Annotated in this window: 17 protein-coding genes; 3 read left to right on the top strand and 14 right to left on the bottom strand. The window is 70.2% G+C overall.

Features of this window, described 5'->3' with window-relative positions; genetic code table 11:
- Positions 1 to 2: 2 nt before the first annotated feature.
- The 3 genes from AC2IPW_RS19620 to AC2IPW_RS19610 form a co-directional block, all read right to left on the bottom strand.
- Positions 3 to 542: a flavin reductase family protein gene (locus AC2IPW_RS19620; RefSeq protein WP_003938401.1), complete on the bottom strand. Its 540-nt coding sequence runs from the start codon at positions 540 to 542 to the stop codon at positions 3 to 5.
- A 118-nt stretch (positions 543 to 660) separates the two neighbouring features.
- Positions 661 to 909, bottom strand: a complete 249-nt coding sequence (locus tag AC2IPW_RS19615) for a hypothetical protein (protein ID WP_054372661.1) — start codon at positions 907 to 909, stop codon at positions 661 to 663.
- A gap of 11 nt (positions 910 to 920) precedes the next feature.
- A complete protein-coding gene (locus AC2IPW_RS19610) occupies positions 921 to 1,304 on the bottom strand; it encodes a nuclear transport factor 2 family protein (protein ID WP_003938399.1) in 384 nt (127 codons plus the stop codon).
- A gap of 215 nt (positions 1,305 to 1,519) precedes the next feature.
- Between AC2IPW_RS19610 and AC2IPW_RS19605 the strand changes: the two genes are divergently transcribed.
- Positions 1,520 to 2,167 carry a PadR family transcriptional regulator gene (locus tag AC2IPW_RS19605; protein ID WP_003938398.1) on the top strand — a complete coding sequence of 216 codons (648 nt, stop codon included), beginning with the start codon at positions 1,520 to 1,522 and terminating at the stop codon, positions 2,165 to 2,167.
- 106 nt (positions 2,168 to 2,273) lie between these two features.
- Here AC2IPW_RS19605 and AC2IPW_RS19600 read toward each other — a convergent pair whose 3' ends face one another.
- The 4 genes from AC2IPW_RS19600 to AC2IPW_RS19585 form a co-directional block, all read right to left on the bottom strand.
- Entirely contained in the window at positions 2,274 to 2,999 is a 726-nt protein-coding gene (locus tag AC2IPW_RS19600; RefSeq protein WP_003938397.1) for an IclR family transcriptional regulator, read from the bottom strand.
- Positions 3,000 to 3,145: 146 nt separating this feature from the next.
- Positions 3,146 to 4,054, bottom strand: coding sequence for a biphenyl-2,3-diol 1,2-dioxygenase (gene bphC, locus AC2IPW_RS19595; protein WP_003938396.1), 909 nt, complete (start codon positions 4,052 to 4,054; stop codon positions 3,146 to 3,148).
- A gap of 28 nt (positions 4,055 to 4,082) precedes the next feature.
- Entirely contained in the window at positions 4,083 to 5,264 is a 1,182-nt protein-coding gene (locus AC2IPW_RS19590; RefSeq protein ID WP_003938395.1) for an acyl-CoA dehydrogenase family protein, read from the bottom strand.
- Between the two features lie 29 nt (positions 5,265 to 5,293).
- Positions 5,294 to 6,460 (bottom strand): 3-ketosteroid-9-alpha-monooxygenase, oxygenase component, encoded by a 1,167-nt coding sequence (locus tag AC2IPW_RS19585; RefSeq protein ID WP_486375433.1) that lies wholly within the window; start codon positions 6,458 to 6,460, stop codon positions 5,294 to 5,296.
- 245 nt (positions 6,461 to 6,705) lie between these two features.
- On the opposite strand from AC2IPW_RS19585, the gene AC2IPW_RS19580 reads away from it, so the two are divergent.
- Complete coding sequence (locus AC2IPW_RS19580; protein ID WP_003938393.1) at positions 6,706 to 8,415, top strand: 3-ketosteroid-delta-1-dehydrogenase; 1,710 nt, start codon at positions 6,706 to 6,708, stop codon at positions 8,413 to 8,415.
- A gap of 13 nt (positions 8,416 to 8,428) precedes the next feature.
- Here AC2IPW_RS19580 and AC2IPW_RS19575 read toward each other — a convergent pair whose 3' ends face one another.
- The 7 genes from AC2IPW_RS19575 to AC2IPW_RS19545 all read right to left on the bottom strand — a co-directional run bounded on the left by AC2IPW_RS19575 (position 8,429) and on the right by AC2IPW_RS19545 (position 14,316).
- On the bottom strand, positions 8,429 to 8,884 hold the full coding sequence (locus tag AC2IPW_RS19575) for a hydrogenase maturation protease (RefSeq protein WP_371382388.1): 456 nt from the start codon (positions 8,882 to 8,884) through the stop codon (positions 8,429 to 8,431).
- The gene (locus AC2IPW_RS19570) at positions 8,881 to 10,173 is read right to left on the bottom strand and encodes a Ni/Fe hydrogenase subunit alpha (protein WP_416061666.1); all 1,293 of its coding nucleotides are present in this window, start codon (positions 10,171 to 10,173) and stop codon (positions 8,881 to 8,883) included. The genes AC2IPW_RS19575 and AC2IPW_RS19570 overlap by 4 nt, the downstream gene beginning before the upstream one ends.
- A complete protein-coding gene (locus AC2IPW_RS19565) occupies positions 10,157 to 10,930 on the bottom strand; it encodes an NADH-quinone oxidoreductase subunit B family protein (protein WP_003938390.1) in 774 nt (257 codons plus the stop codon). The genes AC2IPW_RS19570 and AC2IPW_RS19565 overlap by 17 nt, the downstream gene beginning before the upstream one ends.
- Positions 10,930 to 11,790 (bottom strand): FAD/NAD(P)-binding protein, encoded by an 861-nt coding sequence (locus AC2IPW_RS19560; protein ID WP_450121272.1) that lies wholly within the window; start codon positions 11,788 to 11,790, stop codon positions 10,930 to 10,932. Before AC2IPW_RS19560 ends, AC2IPW_RS19565 begins: the two co-directional genes overlap by 1 nt.
- The gene (locus AC2IPW_RS19555) at positions 11,780 to 12,241 is read right to left on the bottom strand and encodes a Crp/Fnr family transcriptional regulator (protein WP_003938388.1); all 462 of its coding nucleotides are present in this window, start codon (positions 12,239 to 12,241) and stop codon (positions 11,780 to 11,782) included. The genes AC2IPW_RS19560 and AC2IPW_RS19555 overlap by 11 nt, the downstream gene beginning before the upstream one ends.
- Positions 12,238 to 13,398 carry a 4Fe-4S dicluster domain-containing protein gene (locus AC2IPW_RS19550; protein WP_416061663.1) on the bottom strand — a complete coding sequence of 387 codons (1,161 nt, stop codon included), beginning with the start codon at positions 13,396 to 13,398 and terminating at the stop codon, positions 12,238 to 12,240. Before AC2IPW_RS19550 ends, AC2IPW_RS19555 begins: the two co-directional genes overlap by 4 nt.
- A gap of 135 nt (positions 13,399 to 13,533) precedes the next feature.
- Positions 13,534 to 14,316, bottom strand: a complete 783-nt coding sequence (locus AC2IPW_RS19545) for an FAD-binding oxidoreductase (RefSeq protein ID WP_416061662.1) — start codon at positions 14,314 to 14,316, stop codon at positions 13,534 to 13,536.
- 172 nt (positions 14,317 to 14,488) lie between these two features.
- On the opposite strand from AC2IPW_RS19545, the gene AC2IPW_RS19540 reads away from it, so the two are divergent.
- Positions 14,489 to 16,042, top strand: coding sequence for an AMP-binding protein (locus AC2IPW_RS19540; RefSeq protein ID WP_486375432.1), 1,554 nt, complete (start codon positions 14,489 to 14,491; stop codon positions 16,040 to 16,042).
- The last annotated feature ends 67 nt before the right edge of the window (positions 16,043 to 16,109 follow it).

The raw sequence follows: 16,109 nt of genomic DNA, 5'->3' as shown, positions 1-16,109 counted from the left end.
GGTCACCGCACCGGGTTCACGTCGGTGGCGGTCTCCGCGTCGAGGATCGCCTCGGTCGTGTACCGCCCGAAGCCGCCGCGGTAGAACAGCAGCGGGCCGTCGTCGTGCAGCGCAGTGAGCCCGGTGACGCGGGCGACGACGATGGTGTGGTCCCCGGCGTCGTGCTCGGCCTCGACCACCGCCTCGATCCGGGCCAGGGCGCCCGCGAGCGCGGGTGCGCCGTTGTCCCCGCGCGTCCAGTCCACGCCGGTGAACTTGTCGCCGCCGCTGACGGCGAACGCCATGCACGTATCGCGCTGGTCGTGGGACAGGACGTTGATCGCGAGGGTGCCGATCTCCCGGATTTTCGGCCAGGTCTGCGACGTGCGGGCGGGGCAGAACGACACGAGCGGTGGATCCAGCGACACCGACGCGAACGACTGGCACGCGAATCCCAGCGGTTCACGGCCGTCGTGGCCGGTCACGACGGTGACGCCGGTGCAGAAGTTGCCCAGCACGTCGCGCATGGTCCGGGGATCGAGCACCGTGTGTTCCGCGGCCATCGAGGCTCCTCTCGGGTAGGTCTGTGTCCAGTGTCCGTCATGCCGGTGCGTGCGATGCAAATCGCTCCCGGTCGGCGGGAGCGCGACGGCGGTGACCGGTCGGGTTCGGACGACGCGGTCAGTCGAGCCGGCCGGGCGTGGGGCAGCTGCGAGCGGTGATCGGCAGTTCACCGCGGTCGGCGAGCTCGTCGACGGTCTCGCGCAGGTCGGCGCAGGTGTGGAGTGCGGCGCGACCGTGCTCGGCGTCGGCGCGGAAGCGCGCGCACGACCGTGCGGCGTCGGTGAGCCACTGGATGCTCGTGTGGACGGGACTGTACTTCTCGGCGAGGACGCGGTTGCCGCAGGTGCGGCAGGTGACAGGGTGCACGACGGGCCCTCTCAGTTCCGGCGCATGTCGGCCGGGGCCCAGAAGGCCCGCATGCTCGTGACGAGGCCGTTCTCGTCGAACGTCATGACATCGATGGGTTCGATCTCGTAGCGCTGTCCGTCGGCTTCGGTGACCACCCGGAAGTGGAAGGCGGCGCCGGCGTCGGTGATGCGGAGCGTCAGCAACTCCGTTTCGTTCCGGGTCTTCTCCACCGCGCGATAGAACGCCCGGATGGCCTCGTGACCCACCTTCGGTTCGCTGCCGGCCGGATCCTCGACGGTGGCGTCGGGCGCGTAGAGGGCGGTGATCTCGTCCGCGGTGCCGTTCGCGACGGCGGCGAGGTAGGCCGTGACGGTGGCGCGGATGTGGTCCGTGCGGGTGGCGAGGTCGGTCATCGTGGACGCTCCTGTCGGTTCTCGCGGCTGCTCTCCCGGACGCTAACGGCGCGGCCGCCGCAGTGGGGGCTCGTCTCCCGCGGAGCGGGACATCGGTGCAGCCCGCGGAGCGGGAGATCGGCGCAGGTGGTCGAGGGTGGCGGGGTTGTTAGGCTCGCGGGGTGTCCGATTCCGCTCCTGCCGCGTATCCCGGTCTACCCGCGACGAGTTGGGCGGTGCTGGGGGTCTTGGCACTGGGGGAGGAGATGACGGGCAACGACGTGAAGAAGTGGGCGGATTGGAGCCTGAGCTTCTTCTACTGGAGTCCGTCGGTCAGCCAGGTGTACGGGGAGCTGAAGAAACTCGAGAAGCTGGGCTTCGTGCGGTCGCGATCGATCTCCGAGCCCGGGGCCCGCAGCCGGCGTGTCTACTCGATCACGCCGACCGGCGTGGGGGCGGTCCGGGCATGGTCGCGGGAGGCTCCGGTCGAGGCTCCGGTGCTCAAGCACGGGGTGATGCTGCGTATGTACCTGGGTCACCTCAACGAACCCGAGAAGCTGAAGTCGATCGTGCGGGATCACATCGCCAATCTCGAGGAGAACCTCGGGCGCGTCCGGAACTACGCGGACCATTCGGACGTCGAACCGAGCTGGGCGTTCCCGTTGCTGAGCTTGCGCTGGTCCGAGCGGTACTTTCGTACGGAGATCGCGCTGTTCGAGGAGTTGCTCGACGAGATCGACGAGGCGGCAGCGCGATTCGCGTGCAGCGACATCGACGAGAACGGTGTTCCGCATCCGCGGCGGCGAGGTAGCTGGCGCACCGTGGAGCAGACGCTGAGCGCTCACGACGAGGACGGCGGCGACGGACCGGCTCCCGCCGAATAGCGGTCGGGCGCCGGGGGTCGGTCGGGCGCCGGTGTCGGTCAGGCGCCGGGGTCGGTCGGGCGCCGGGGTTGGTCAGGCGCCGGGGTTGGTCAGGCGCCGGGGTTGGTCAGGCAGAGTGCAGCCGGGGGCGCCGGGATGCGGCAGCGAAGCGCTGCCGGTCGTATCCGCGCCAGGTTGCGGTGGCTGCCATGCGTACGCGTCCGCTGAGCCGGTGGTCGAACGGCATGTGCTGCAACGGCCCGCACACGGAGACCGCGGCGGGAGCGGAGCCGACGGGACCGACGGGAACGGCGATGCACCCGAGCCCCGGCACGGCCTGTCCGCGTTCGTACGCAACCCCCGTCTCCCGGATGCGTTCGAACTCGGCACCCTGGGCGCCGGCGTACGCGAGCAGCGCCTTACCCAGGGCGGCGTGCGGTGCGGGCCGACGCCCCCCGACGCGGGTCGGGACGGCGCTGTCGAGGCGTCCCCCGAGTTTGTCGAGGTAGACGACGTCGGTGCCGTCGAGGACCGCGAGGTGGACGACCAGTCCGGTGACGCGGTGCAGCTCGTGCAGGTGGGGGCGTGCGGCGGCGCACAGGCCGTCCTGGTGCACGGCGAGGGATCCCAGTTCCATCAGCCGCAGCCCGAGTGCGTACTCGCGGCCCTCGCGTCGCAACCATCGCAGTTCGACCAGGCGCTCGAGGATGCGGTGCGCCGACGAACGGGGGAGACCGGTGCGGCGGACGATCTGGGCGAGCGTCAGCCGTCCGGTCTCGTCGAACGTGTCGAGGACGAGACCCACCCGGTCGATGACGGCACTGGGGGTGGCGGGGGTGGCGGGAATCGTCACGGAGGCTCCTCACTCACATGCGCGGATGAGCTGGCTATTTCGATTAGAAATAGTGTCACATCACAGGCGCGTTGTGAAGTGCGTCACCGATCCGGGCGTGGCGAGGCCCCGCACGGCGGTCGTGCGGGGCCCGGCCGTCGCGGCGATCAGGACATCACGCCGAGTGGCTCGCTGCCGGACCAGTCGTGTCCCCAGTAGCTGTCGGCGGTGATCTCCTCCGCGGTGTAGTACCGCTCGTCGACCGCCATCCCGTCGGTGCCGTACTCGATGTCCCAACCCCCGGGGGCGCGGACGTAGAAGGACACCATCTTGTCGTTGGTGTGCCGACCCAGCGTCGACGAGACGGAATACCCCTCACGCGTCACCCGGTCGAGGGCCCGGCCGACGGCGTCGAGGGTGTCGACCTCCACCATGATGTGGATCAGACCGGGGTCCTTGCCTGCGCGGACGGGCATGAGCGCCAGGCTGTGGTGTCGCTGGTTCACGCCGAGGAACCGGATGCGCATCGGCCCGACCTCGGGAGGCGTCGGCAGGCGGAAGGCGCCGCGGGGCAGGAAGCCGAGCACCTCGGTGTAGAACCCGAACGTGGCTTCGGGATCGGTGACCGGAAGTACGACGTGTCCGAGACCCTGTGCGCCCGTGACGAATCGATCACCGTGCGGCGTCACCACCGGACTGTGGTCGAGGACGGGACCGTGGAACACCTCGACGGAGGTGCCGGAGGGGTCCTGGAAGGCGATCACCTCCTCGGCGCGCCGGGCGTCCGCCTCGTCGACCGAGAGCACCTTCACGGCGACGCCGGCGGCCTCCACGGAGCGCCGTACCCGCGCCAGCGCCGCATGATCGCGCACCTCCCAACCGACGTCGACCACCCGGTCGCTGTCGCCGGGGACGACCACGATGCGTGCCGTGCGCTCGTCCATGCGCAGGTACAGGGCGCCGGGTTCCGGTCCCGACCCCTCGGCGAACCCGAGGACGTCGAACGCGAAGGTCCGCCACCGGTCCATGTCGTCGGTCTGAATCTTGATGTAGCCCAAACTCTTGATGTCGGACACTGTCGTCTCCCGGCTGAACTCGAATCGGTCAGATCATCGCCCGCAGCGGACCCTGCGGGTCCGCGCCGAGGCGGCTGAGGGTCGCGGCGTGCAGCACCGTGCCCGGCTGGTGGATCGCGTGGTGCAGGCCGGCGTGGGCGTCGCGCCAGAACCGCTGCAGGGGCTTGTCCATCCGCAGCGCGTTCCCACCGCAGCGCGGGTAGATGCGGTCGATCGCGTTCACCGCCCGCCAGGCCGCCTGGACCTGCGTCTGCCGGCTCGCGGCGCGCTGCTCGAACGTCGGGGTCTGCCCCGAGTCGACGAGATCCCAGATCCGGTCGACGTTCGACAGCAGCGAATCGCGTGCGGCCCGCAGATCGGCGACGGCCTCACCGAACACGTACATCGTGTACGGATCGTCCTTGACTGCGGTGCCCTGCGCGTTGATCCGGTCGGCCTGGTAGACGTCCGCGTGCAGCACCAGTCCCTCGCAGATGCCGATCGTGGCGGCGGTGATGCCCAGCGGGAAGGCCGTCGACCAGGGCAGCTTGTAGAGAGTCTCGGTGCGGCCGTAGCGGGCCACCGCGCTGCCGTCGATCAGGTCGTCGTAGTACATGACGCGGTACTCGGGAACGAACGCGTCCTCGACCACCACGTCCTTCGACCCGGTACCCCGCAGGCCCACCACATCCCACGAGTCCTCGACGATCCGGTAGTCGGTGCGCGGGATGATGACGTGCGCCATCTTCGGGGGCTGCGCCACCGAGCCGTCCGGGTTACCGACGAAGGCGCCGAGGAAGGCCCAGTCGCAATGGTCCGTGCCGGAGGAGAACTGCCAGTTGCCCGAGAACCGGAAGCCGCCGTCGACCGGGGTGACGATGCCACCCGGCATGTAGGGCGACGCCATCCAGGTGTCGGGATCATCACCCCAGATCTCCTGCTGCACGCGGGGATCCGCGAAGGCGAGCTGCCAGGGATGCACACCCACGATGCCGTGTACCCATCCCGCGGAGGGGTTCAGCGCGGCCGTGCGCATCACGGTCTCCGCGAATTCCCTCGGGTGCGACTCGAAACCGCCGAACTCGCGGGGCTGGAGCATGCGGATCGAGCCGGCCTCCTTCATCTTCTCGGCGGTCCCGTCCGCGAGACGGCCGAGCCGCTCGGCTTCCACACCTTCGGTGAACAGATCGTCCGCCATCGCGTCGATGTGCTTCAGGACTTCGTAACTCATGGTGTCTCCTCGACTCTGACGGCGGACGCTCAGGCGACCGGTTCGGGGGCGGACTGCGCACGGGCAGCGAGATTCTCGGCGATCTGCTGTTCCCACCGTGCGGCCGGTTTCGCGGTGTCGATCGCGAACTCGTAGCGGTTGGTCATGTCCGGGGTGATGTCCGCGACGTCGACGTAGAACTGCTGGTACCAGCGGCGCAGCTGGTAGACCGGACCGTCCTCGTCGCACAGCAGCGGATTGTCGATCTTGGCCTTGTTCTTCCAGATCTCGATGTCCTGCTCGAACGTCTTCTCGGTGCCCCCGCCGAAGTGGGCGGCCATGGCATTCGCCTCCTCGGCGGACATGCCCGGCAGGCGCTTGACGATCACGCCGTACTGCAGCACGAACGAGGTGGGCGTGACGGGGTAGTGGCAGTTGATGAGAACCGTCTCGATCGTGGCCTCGCCGGTCTCCGTCCACAGCTTGTCGATCATGTAGGAGGGGCCGTGGTACGACGCCTCGGAGCGCGAGAAGTTGTCCGCACCGAAGTCGATGTCCAGCTCGACGTCGGTGCGCTGGTTGAACGACATGATCTGCGTGGCGACGTGGCCCTCGAAGATGTTCTCGAACGAACGCGGGACGCTGTAGTGGACGTAGAAGAAGTGCGCCATGTCCACGACGTTGTCGACGATCTCGCGACAGTGCGAGCCCTCGATGAGCACCGAGTTCCACGTCCAGTCGGACCACTCGTCGGTGCCGGCGCCCTCGATCTCGGGGATCGTCACGTCCGCCGGCGGCGGGTTGCCTTCGGGATCGTGCCAGACGAACAGTTGCTGGTTGCGCTCCAGGGTGGTCCACGACCGCGTCCTCGCGAGCGGGGGGACGCGGCGCGCGTACGGAATGCCGGTGCACCGGCCGTTGCCGCCCCAGCGCCAGTCGTGGAACGGGCAGGCCACCGAGCCGCCCTTGATCTCGCCCTGTGCGAGATTGCCGCCCATGTGCCGGCAGTAGGCGTCGAGGACCTGCAGTTCGCCCGTGCTGTCGGCGAAGACGACGAGGCTGGTGCCGAACGCGTCGACCTGGTGGGGCTTGCCGTCCCGGTAGGTGCGGGCCAGCCCGAGACAGTGCCAGCCGCGCGCGAAGCGGGTCGGTTCCGCGTCGGCCTCGATGGTGCGGACTTCGTCGTCGGGTGTGGTGGGGGGTGCGCTCTGCGTCATCGTGTCCTCCGGAGCCGGTGGGTGCTGCGCCCGAAACAGGCATCGAGGCCATGCTGGGCGGCGTCGTGAGCGGCACAGAAGGGGTTCTCCCGCTGGGCGGACCGTTCGTCCGGGGGCGTCCCGGTGGGCGGGACACCTCCCGATGGGCGGTGTCGACGTGACCTAGCCTCGCTCCGAGGTCCGCACCGCCTCCGGCGTCGACGACCTTTCGTCCCCCAGCGGCAATGACGTGAAGGAGCAGATCGATGGCGACGAATTCCGTACCGGTGACCCCCGCCCACGACACCACCGTGGACCTGCTCGTGATCGGGTCCGGCACCGGCATGGCCGCCGCGCTCACCGCGCACGAGCTGGGGTTGTCCACCCTGATCGTCGAGAAGACGGAGTACGTCGGCGGCTCCACGGCGCGCTCCGGCGGGGCCTTCTGGGTGCCCGCGAATCCCGTGCTCCGCAAGGCCGGTTCCGGTGACACGCTCGACCGGGCCGGCACCTACATCCGGTCCGTGGTCGGCGAGTCCGCACCGGCGGAGCGGGGTGCGGCGTTCCTCGACCACGGCTCCGCCACCGTCGAAATGCTGCAGCGCACCACCCCCATGCGGTTGTTCTGGGCCAAGGGGTATTCCGACTACCATCCCGAGCTGCCCGGCGGGTCCGCCGTCGGCCGCACGTGCGAGTGCCGTCCCTTCGACGTGTCCGTCCTCGGGCCCGAACGCGAGCGGCTGCGGCCGGGACTGATGAAGGCCGGCCTGCCGATGCCGGTGACCGGCGCCGACTACAAGTGGATGAACCTCATGGCGCGGAAGCCGTCGAAGGCGTTCCCGCGCATCTTCCGTCGCCTCGCACAGGGTGTCGCCGGGCTCGCCCTCAAGCGCGAGTACGTCGCCGGGGGCCAGGCACTCGCGGCCGGCCTGTTCGCCGGCGTGGTCCGGGCCGGGATCCCGGTGTGGACCGAGACCACGCTCGTGCGGCTGCTCACCGAGGGAGATCGGGTCACCGGTGCCGTCGTCGCGTGCGACGGGCAGGAGGTGACCGTGACCGCGCGGCGCGGTGTCGTGCTCGCGGCGGGCGGCTTCGACCACGACATGGCGCTGCGGCACAAGTACCAGTCCGAACGGCTCGGCGAGCACGAGAGTCTCGGCGCCGAGGGCAACACGGGCGACGGCATCCGCGCCGCGCTCGACGTGGGCGCCGCGACGGACCTGATGGACCAGGCCTGGTGGTTCCCCGCCGTCGCCGCAATGAAGGGGCGCCCGCCGATGGTGATGCTCGCCGAGCGGGCACTGCCCGGCTCCTTCATCGTCGACCACACCGGTCGCCGGTTCGTCAACGAGGCGACCGACTACATGTCGTTCGGCCAGCTCGTGCTCGACCGGGAACGCGCCGGTGACCCGGTCGAATCGATGTGGATCGTGTTCGACCAGCGCTACCGCAACAGCTACATCTTCGGCGGCGGGCTGTTCCCGCGGCAGCCCATCCCGGAGGCGTGGATCCGGGCCGGAATCGCGCACCGGGCGGACGATCCGGCGGCGCTGGCCCGCGCGGCCGGCCTGCCGGAGGGGGCGTTCACCGAGACCTTCCGCCGGTTCAACGATGCCGCGGCCGCCGGCACGGACGCCGACTTCCGCCGTGGTGCGAGTGCCTACGACCGGTACTACGGTGACCCCACCGTCGAGCCCAATCCCAACCTGCGGCCGCTGACGGACGGGCCCCTCTATGCGGTGAAGATGACGCTGAGCGATCTCGGCACGTGCGGTGGTGTGAAGGCCGACGAGCGGGCGCGGGTGCTGCGCGAGGACGGCAGCGTCGTCGACGGCCTGTACGCGATCGGCAACACCGCCGCCAACGCCTTCGGCAACACGTACCCGGGAGCGGGGGCGACGATCGGTCAGGGTCTGGTGTACGGCTACATCGCCGCGCAGGACGCCGCGAAGGCGGCCGTTCCCGCGAACGGATGACTCGGCAGCGGCGTTACCGCTCGCATTCGTCGATCACTGCCCGCACCACGGCGGGCAGTGCCGCGGCGGTGGCGGGCGTCAGGCCGACGCCGTAACCGACCTCGGCCACCTCGAGGGTGTAGACCACGACCCGACCGGGGTCGACGCCCAGGGTCCGGCTCAGCGCCCACGCCTCGGCGGGGCCGAGGCTGTGCGAGCCGGCGTGTCGCGGGCGGCGGGCGAGACTCGCATCCCCGATCTCGTGCCGCCGGATCGCGCCGGGCGGACCGGTGCCGACGGTGGCGTCGACGACGACCGCCAACCGCGTCCCGGCCCACGCGTCCAGCATTGCCGTCGGCTCGCCGTCGGAGATCAGGACGCGCCATCCGGGCCGGGACCGGCCGACCGCCCGGGCCACCGCGGGCCCGACGCCGTCGTCGCGGCGGTACTCGTTGCCGACGCCGATCACCACGAAGTTCGTCGCGATCACCCGCGGTCGATCGTGAGGTCGAGGAAGTGTGTGGCACACGAGATGCACGGGTCGTAGTTGCGGATCACCCGTTCGCACAGCGATGTCAGATCGGCATCGGACAGTTCCAGGTGACCGGCGATCAGCGTGCGCAGATCGTGTTCGACGGCAGCCTGGTTCTGGGAGGTCGGGGGGACGATCACGGCCGAGCGGATCAGTCCGTCGCCGTCGAGCTCGTAACGGTGGTACAGCAGGCCCCGCGGCGCCTCGCTGACGCCGTGCCCGGTCGCGGCGCGGGCGGCGACCTGGGTGCCGGGCCGGCCGGGACGCTCGTATCCGGCGATCAGGCGGAGCGCCTCCTCCACCGCATAGACGGTTTCGACGGCGCGAACAACGATGCTGCGAAACGGGTTACGGCATTGTGCTCCCAGTCCGGCCGCGTGTGCCGACTGTCGTGCGGTGTCCGACAGCTGCGCGGAGTTCAGGGTGTATCGGGCCAGGGGTCCGGTCAGGTACCGGCGCCCGTCGAGCCGCGCGTACAGGGCCGTCGAGTGCGGGACCTGGTGTTCGACCACATGGTCCGGGAACTGTGCTGCGGCGAAGGAGGATCCGGTCGACGAACGGATCTGCCCGTCCTCGATGGCGTAGCGGTCCGGCCGGTGCAGGGCGAGCAGGTCGTGATCGAGATCGATATCGGGAAAGTCGAACCCGGCCACCCAGCGGACCGTGTCGAGCGCGTCGTCGAGGGCGCGGCGCAGCCGCTCGGCGAGCGGGGCGAGTTCCGTGCGGGTCGGCGCGCGATGGAAACCCCCGATCCGCACGTTGACCGGGTGGATGGGTCGCCCGCCGATCTGCTCGAGGATCGCGTTGCCGGCCTTCTTCAGGGCCAGCCCGCGTTCGAGCGCGCTCCGGTGCCGCTCGGCGAGGGCGATCGCGTCGGGCAGGCCGAGGAAGTCGGGGGCGTGCAGGAAGTAGATGTGCAGCACGTGGCTGGCGATCCACTCGCCGCAGTAGAGCAGGCGGCGCAGGTTCAGCACCTGCTCGTCGAGCTCGACCCCGCAGGCCTGCTCCAGCGCATTGCAGGCGCTGACCTGGTAGGCGACGGGGCAGATCCCGCAGATCCGGGAGGTGATGTCCGGAGGCTCGCGGAAATCCCTTCCCCGCAGGAACGACTCGAAGAACCGGGGCGGCTCGTAGATGTTCAGCTCCGCGCGCTGCACCTGCCCGTCGCGCACCGACACGTTCAGTCTGCCCTCGCCCTCGACACGGGCGAGAGCACGGACCGTCAGCTCTCTACGGTTCCCGCTCACCGCGGTGCCTCTCGGCAAGTACGGGGGCGCCGACGTTGAATGTCGCGAAGGCGCGGTCGATGTCGTCGTCGCTCATGCCGCACGTGCGCAGCCACCCGGCCAGCGACGCGATGTTGGGGTCGGTCGTCGGCCCGAAACAGCCGTAGCAGCCGCGCGACTGCGCCGGGCACAGGGCGCCGCAGCCGGAGTGGGTCACCGGTCCCAGGCAGGGCGTGCCGTCGGCGACCATCACACAGGTCAATCCCCGGCGCTTGCATTCGGTGCACACACTGGTGTTCGGGATGTTCGGCCGGCGGCCGGCCAGGAACGCGGTGATCACCTCGAGCAACTGGCGCCGATCGATCGGGCAGCCGCGCAACTCGAAGTCGACCGGCACGTGCGCCGCGATCGCCGTCGACGTCGCCAGCGTCTCGATGTACTCCGGGTGGGCGTAGACCATCGAGGTGAACTCGGCGACGTCGGCGAAGTTGCGCAACGCCTGGATGCCGCCGGCGGTTGCGCACGCGCCGATCGTGACGAGGGTCCGGGACTGCTCCCGGACCCGGTGGATGCGCGTGACGTCCGCGGCAGTGGTGATCGAGCCCTCGACCAGCGACAGGTCGTACGGACCGTCGTCGACGGCGCTCGACAGTTCGAGGAAATGGGCGATCTGCACCGCACCCGACAAGGCGAGCAGTTCGTCCTCGCAGTCCAGCACGGACAGCTGACATCCGTCGCACGACGCGAACTTCCATACCGCGAGCTTCGGCCTGTCCATTACAGCTCCCGTACGTGTAGCAGCGGTCCGGCCACCGCGTAATCCAGCACGGGGCCGTCCCGGCAGAGCAGGATCTCGCCGAGCTGGCAGTGCCCGCACAGTCCGATTCCGCACTGCATGTTCCGTTCGAGCGAGACCCGGATGTCCGGGGGCCGAATCCCTTTGCCCAGCAACACCCGCGCCGAGAACCGCATCATCGCCTCCGGCCCGCACAGCAGTGCTGTCGTCCGCCCGGGATCGAGGTCGAGCCGGGCCAGCGGTTCGGTGACGAATCCGACCGACCCGGACCAGCCTTGGACCGGCTGGTCGATCGTCAGCCGGACCTCCACGCCGCCGTCGGCCCAGTCCTGTAGCTCGCGCCGATACAGGATCTCGGCCGGCCGGCGTGCTCCGACCACGAGCACGACGCGCCGGAAGTCACCGCGCGCGGCCACCGCGCCGAGAACGGCGGCCCGCACCGCGGCCAAACCCACTCCGCCGGCGACGATCACCAGGTCCCGGCCCGTGCACGACTCGAGGTCCCAGCCTGCCCCGAACGGGCCGCGCACGCCGACGATCGCGCCCGGCGCGGCGTCGTGCAGGGCCCGGCTCACCGCACCCACCTTCCGTACGGTGTGGACCAGCTCCCCGGTCGTGTCGGTGGGATCCCCGCTGATCGAGATCGCGATCTCGCCGACCCCGGGGGCGTAGAGCATCATGAACTGGCCGGGCCGGAACCGCGGTCGCGGCGCCCCCAGCGGGGCCAGCGACAGTGTCACCGCATCGGCGGTCTCGACGGTCCGCGCGCGAACCCGGTGGGCGCTCGGCAGCATCGGCGCGTCCGGCGCCGCTGCGGTGTCGTGCGCGAGGTCACCGAACATCGGAACCCGCATACAGGTCCAGCAGTCGCGCCCGGGTGGCCTGCAACCGCTCCAGGAGGGCCCCGAACAGGGCCCGCATCACCGTGTATCCGAACTCGGCGTCGGCCTCGCTCAGCGCCTGCAGCGCCGCGGCGTCCACCTCCAGAGCCGAGGTCGCTGTGGCCGCGACGGCCCCGTAATGCCAGCGGTGGGGCGGCGTCAGCCACGACCATCCCAGGACGTCGCCTTCGACGAACGTGTCGAGGGTGACCTGGCCGCGGCCGGGCACCACCGTGTACAGATCCACCCGGCCCTCCTGCAGCAGCCAGCAACTGCGCGCCTCCCCGCCCTCGTGGAAGACGTGCTCCCCCGCGGCGAAGCGGACCGGGTGGGCGAGCGCGGCGATCCGATCCCGCGCCTCCCGGTCCAGCCCCGCCAGGGCCCGGATGCCGTCGAGCGGTGGGGTCGTCATCGGTGCCCGTCCGGTTCGTCGTCGTGGGTGGCGAGCGCGCCGGTGAGGCGGGCCGCCTCCGCGGTGATGTCGATGCCGACCGGGCACCAGTCGATGCAACGGCCGCAGCCGACACATCCCGAGCTGCCGAACTGGTCGTGCCAGGTGCCGAGCTTGTGCGAGATCCACTGCCGGTACCGGCTCTGGCCGGACGTCCGGACGTCACCGCCGTGGATGTAGGAGAAGTCCGGTTCGAAACAGGACGCCCAGTGCTGCCACCTGCCGGCGTGCCCGTCGGCGAGGTCGGTGACGTCCTCCGTCGACGTACAGAAGCAGGTGGGGCACACCATCGTGCAGTTTCCGCAGGTAAGGCAGCGATCGGCGACATCGTCCCAGACGTCCGCCTCGCGGGCGTCGCGGAGCATCGCCCGCAGGTCGACCTCGGGCATGCTCCGTCCCATCCGGTCGCCGGCCGCCGCCACCGCGTCGCGGGCTTCGGTGGCCTCGTCTGCGGTGGCGTCGCGGTGGGGGAGCAGGTCCAGGATGCGGGCGCCCTCGTCGGTCCCGACGTCCACGAGAAAACGGTGTCCCTGCTCGTCGACGCGCTCGGTCAGACCCAGGTCGTACCCCGGGCCCGCGGCGGGACCGGTGGCCATCGAGGCGCAGAAGCAGACCTCGCCGGGTTCGGTGCAGTTGACCGCGACGACGAACAGCCCGCGGAACCGTCGCGCGGTGGCCCCGTCGGGATGGGCGCCGCGGGTCAGCACTGTGCCCAGGATGCCGATCGCAGCCAGGTCGCAGCCGCGGACGCCGAGGAAGGCGTACCGGGTCTCGCCCGCCGGTGGGGGCCGGTAACTGCCGTCCGGAGCGGTCGACCACAGTTGCTGTCGGGCGGGGTGCAGGAACTGCTTCCACGACTGCGGACCCGCGGAATGGCCGAACACGGCGGTGTCGTCGCGCCGCCGCAGCCGATACCGCCCGGGTGCGGTCGACACGCCCCACCCGTCGGGCAGTTCTCGTCCCGACCCGAGCTCGTCGAGCACGATGGCGTCGTCGCGGACGGTGGGGCCGACGACGCGATATCCCTCGGTCTGCAGCACCTCGATCAGCCGGTCGAGGTGGGCGCGGGACAGGATTGCCGGTGTCGGGGGGGCGGCGTGCGAATCCGCAATACCCATGGCAGCTCCCGTGATTCGAACGGTCACGACCCGGCGCAGCTCTCACTCGTCGCGCTGGTGGCCCCCTCGAGTATCGTCGCGGGCGTACCGCCCGGTCAACCGGCCGGCCGTTGCGGCTCGGTCAGTACGGGTCGGTCAGTACGGGTCGAACCGGATGTTCCCGGCCGGCGTCCCGGTCCCGGTGAGCTCGCGCAGGGTCGCGCGGACCATCGCCGCCGACCCGCACACGAGCACCTGGTGGTCGCCGAACGCCCCGTAGGAGGTGACCACCTCGTCGAGGCTGCCCTCGAGCAGTTCGTCGGGGTGGAACCCGGGGTCGCCGACGTGGGCGACGATGCGCTCGTACCACTCGTCGCCGAACTCCGGGTCCTCGACCGATTCGACGACCGGCACCACCGTCAGCCACGGCAGCGCCTCGGCGAGCAGGATCAGCATGTCGGCGGCGTACAGGTCGCGGGGCGTGCGGCCGCCGACGAACAAAAAGGTCTGCGGCGGGTCCGGCCGGCGCGCGACGTCGAGGAGCAGGGCGCGCAGTGGCGCCAGGCCGGTGCCGCCGGCCACCATGATCACGGTGCGGCCGGAGTCGTCGACGTGCAGGGTGCCGCCCTGCGGCGCGCCGATCGTCCACACGTCGCCGGGGCGGGTGCCGACGACGATCGTGCCGCTGACCCAGCCGCCCGGCACGGTGCGCACGTGGAATTCGAGCTTGCCGTCCAGCGACGGCGGCAGGGCGGGGGAGAGGCGGCGCGGCAGCCGTGGATGCTGCGGCACCGTGACGTCGAGGTACTGCCCGGGCGCGAACGGCACCATCGTGTCGGCTTCGAGACGCACCACGGCGACGTCGTGGCGCAGGCGGTGGTGTTCGACGACGGTCGCCGAACAGGTGGGGGCGTGCAGGGACTGTCCGGCCGGCTGCATGGTGTGACTCCCGGGACTCGAGCGTGAAGGTGGCCCCACTCTAGGGGAGGCCCGCGCCGCACCCGGAATGAAACATGTTCCAATTCTGCCGCCGATGCGGTTATGGTGACGAAGGGGGATCCCTGCCACGTCGAGCCGTCACCACGCCGCCCCAACGACCGGAAGGACGACCATGACCGACGAGTACGCCGACCTGCATCGCCCCGTGTTCACCGCGGACCTGCTCATCACCGCCCTCGAACGCAGCGCGGACAAGCCGGCCCTGTACCTCGGCGACGTGGTGCTCACCGGCGGGGAGATGCGCGACGAGATCAGCCGGTTCGGTCAGGCGCTCGCGTCGGTGGGGGTCGGGCAGGGCTCGTCGGTGGCGATGCTGTCGAAGAACCGTCCCGAGGTGCTCATCTCGATGGGCGCGACGATGGTCGCCGGGTGCCGCAACAGTGCGCTCAACCCCATGGGCTCGCTGTCGGATCACCTGTACATCGTCGGCGACGCCGCGATCGAGACACTGATCTTCGATCCGAACCACTTCGAGGAACGCGCCGCCGAACTGAAGGCTCAGGTTCCGACGCTGAAGAACGTCTTCTCCCTCGGTCCCTCACGGGTCGGCGCCGACATCCTCGCTCTCGCGGCACAGTTCACGCCGCAGCGGCTCGTCGCGGCGCCCGTGGCGGCGGAGGACACCTCGTCCGTCGTCTACACCGGTGGCACCACCGGAAAACCCAAGGGCGTCATGGGGTCGTTCCGCTCGGGCGCGACGCTCACCCAGATCCAGATGGCCGAGTGGGAATGGCCCCACGAGCCGCGCTTCCTGATCTGCACGCCCCTCTCGCACGCCGGGGCGGCGTTCTTCGTCCCCACCCTCCTGCGCGGCGGATCCCTCTACGTGCTGCCGTATTTCGAACCCGGCCTGGTGCTCGAGACGATCGAGAAGCACCGCATCAACGCGACCATGCTCGTGCCGACCATGATCTACCTGCTGCTCGACCACCCCGACTTCGACATCCGCGACCTGTCCAGCCTCGAGACGCTGTTCTACGGTGCGTCGGCGATGTCGCCGGCGCGGCTGCGTGAGGGCATCGAGCGGCTAGGCCCGGTTTTCTTCCAGTTCTACGGGCAGAGCGAGTGCGGGATGACGATCTCCGTGCTGCGCAAGGAGGATCACCTCGCCGACGATCCCGAACGCCTCGCCACCTGTGGCCGGCCCGTGCCGTGGCTCGACGTGCGGCTGCTCGACGACGACCTGAACGAGGTGCCCCGTGGCGAACTCGGCGAGATCTGCGTGCGCGGACCGCTCGTGATGAAGGGATACCTGGACAAGCCCGCCGAGACAGCCGAGGCGCTGCGCGGCGGCTGGCTGCACACCGGCGACGTCGCGCGGGCCGACAAGAACGGCTTCCTGACGATCGTCGACCGCAAGAAGGACATGATCGTCACCGGCGGATTCAACGTCTTCCCCCGCGAGATCGAGGACGTCATCTCGTCGCATCCGGCCGTCGCGTCCGTCGCGGTCGTCGGCGTGCCCGACGCCAAGTGGGGCGAGGCCGTCAAGGCGTGCGTCGTGCTGCGGGAGGGGCAGTCCGTTCCGGCGGAGGAACTGATCGAGAAGGTCCGTGCCGCAAAGGGATCTGTCCACGCCCCCAAGTCGGTGGACTTCCTCGACGCCCTGCCGCTCACCCCGCTGGGCAAGCTGGACAAGAAGACGTTGCGCTCATCGTACAGATAGGCGGAACATTCGTTTCGCAACCGAGGCAGGTTGTGCGGCGGGTAGAAACCGACGTCGGATCCTCACG

This window comes from Rhodococcus sp. NS-SX18 (assembly GCF_057367935.1).
Note: the sequence above shows the minus strand (reverse complement) of the source record. Positions and strands in the feature narration are given on the sequence as shown.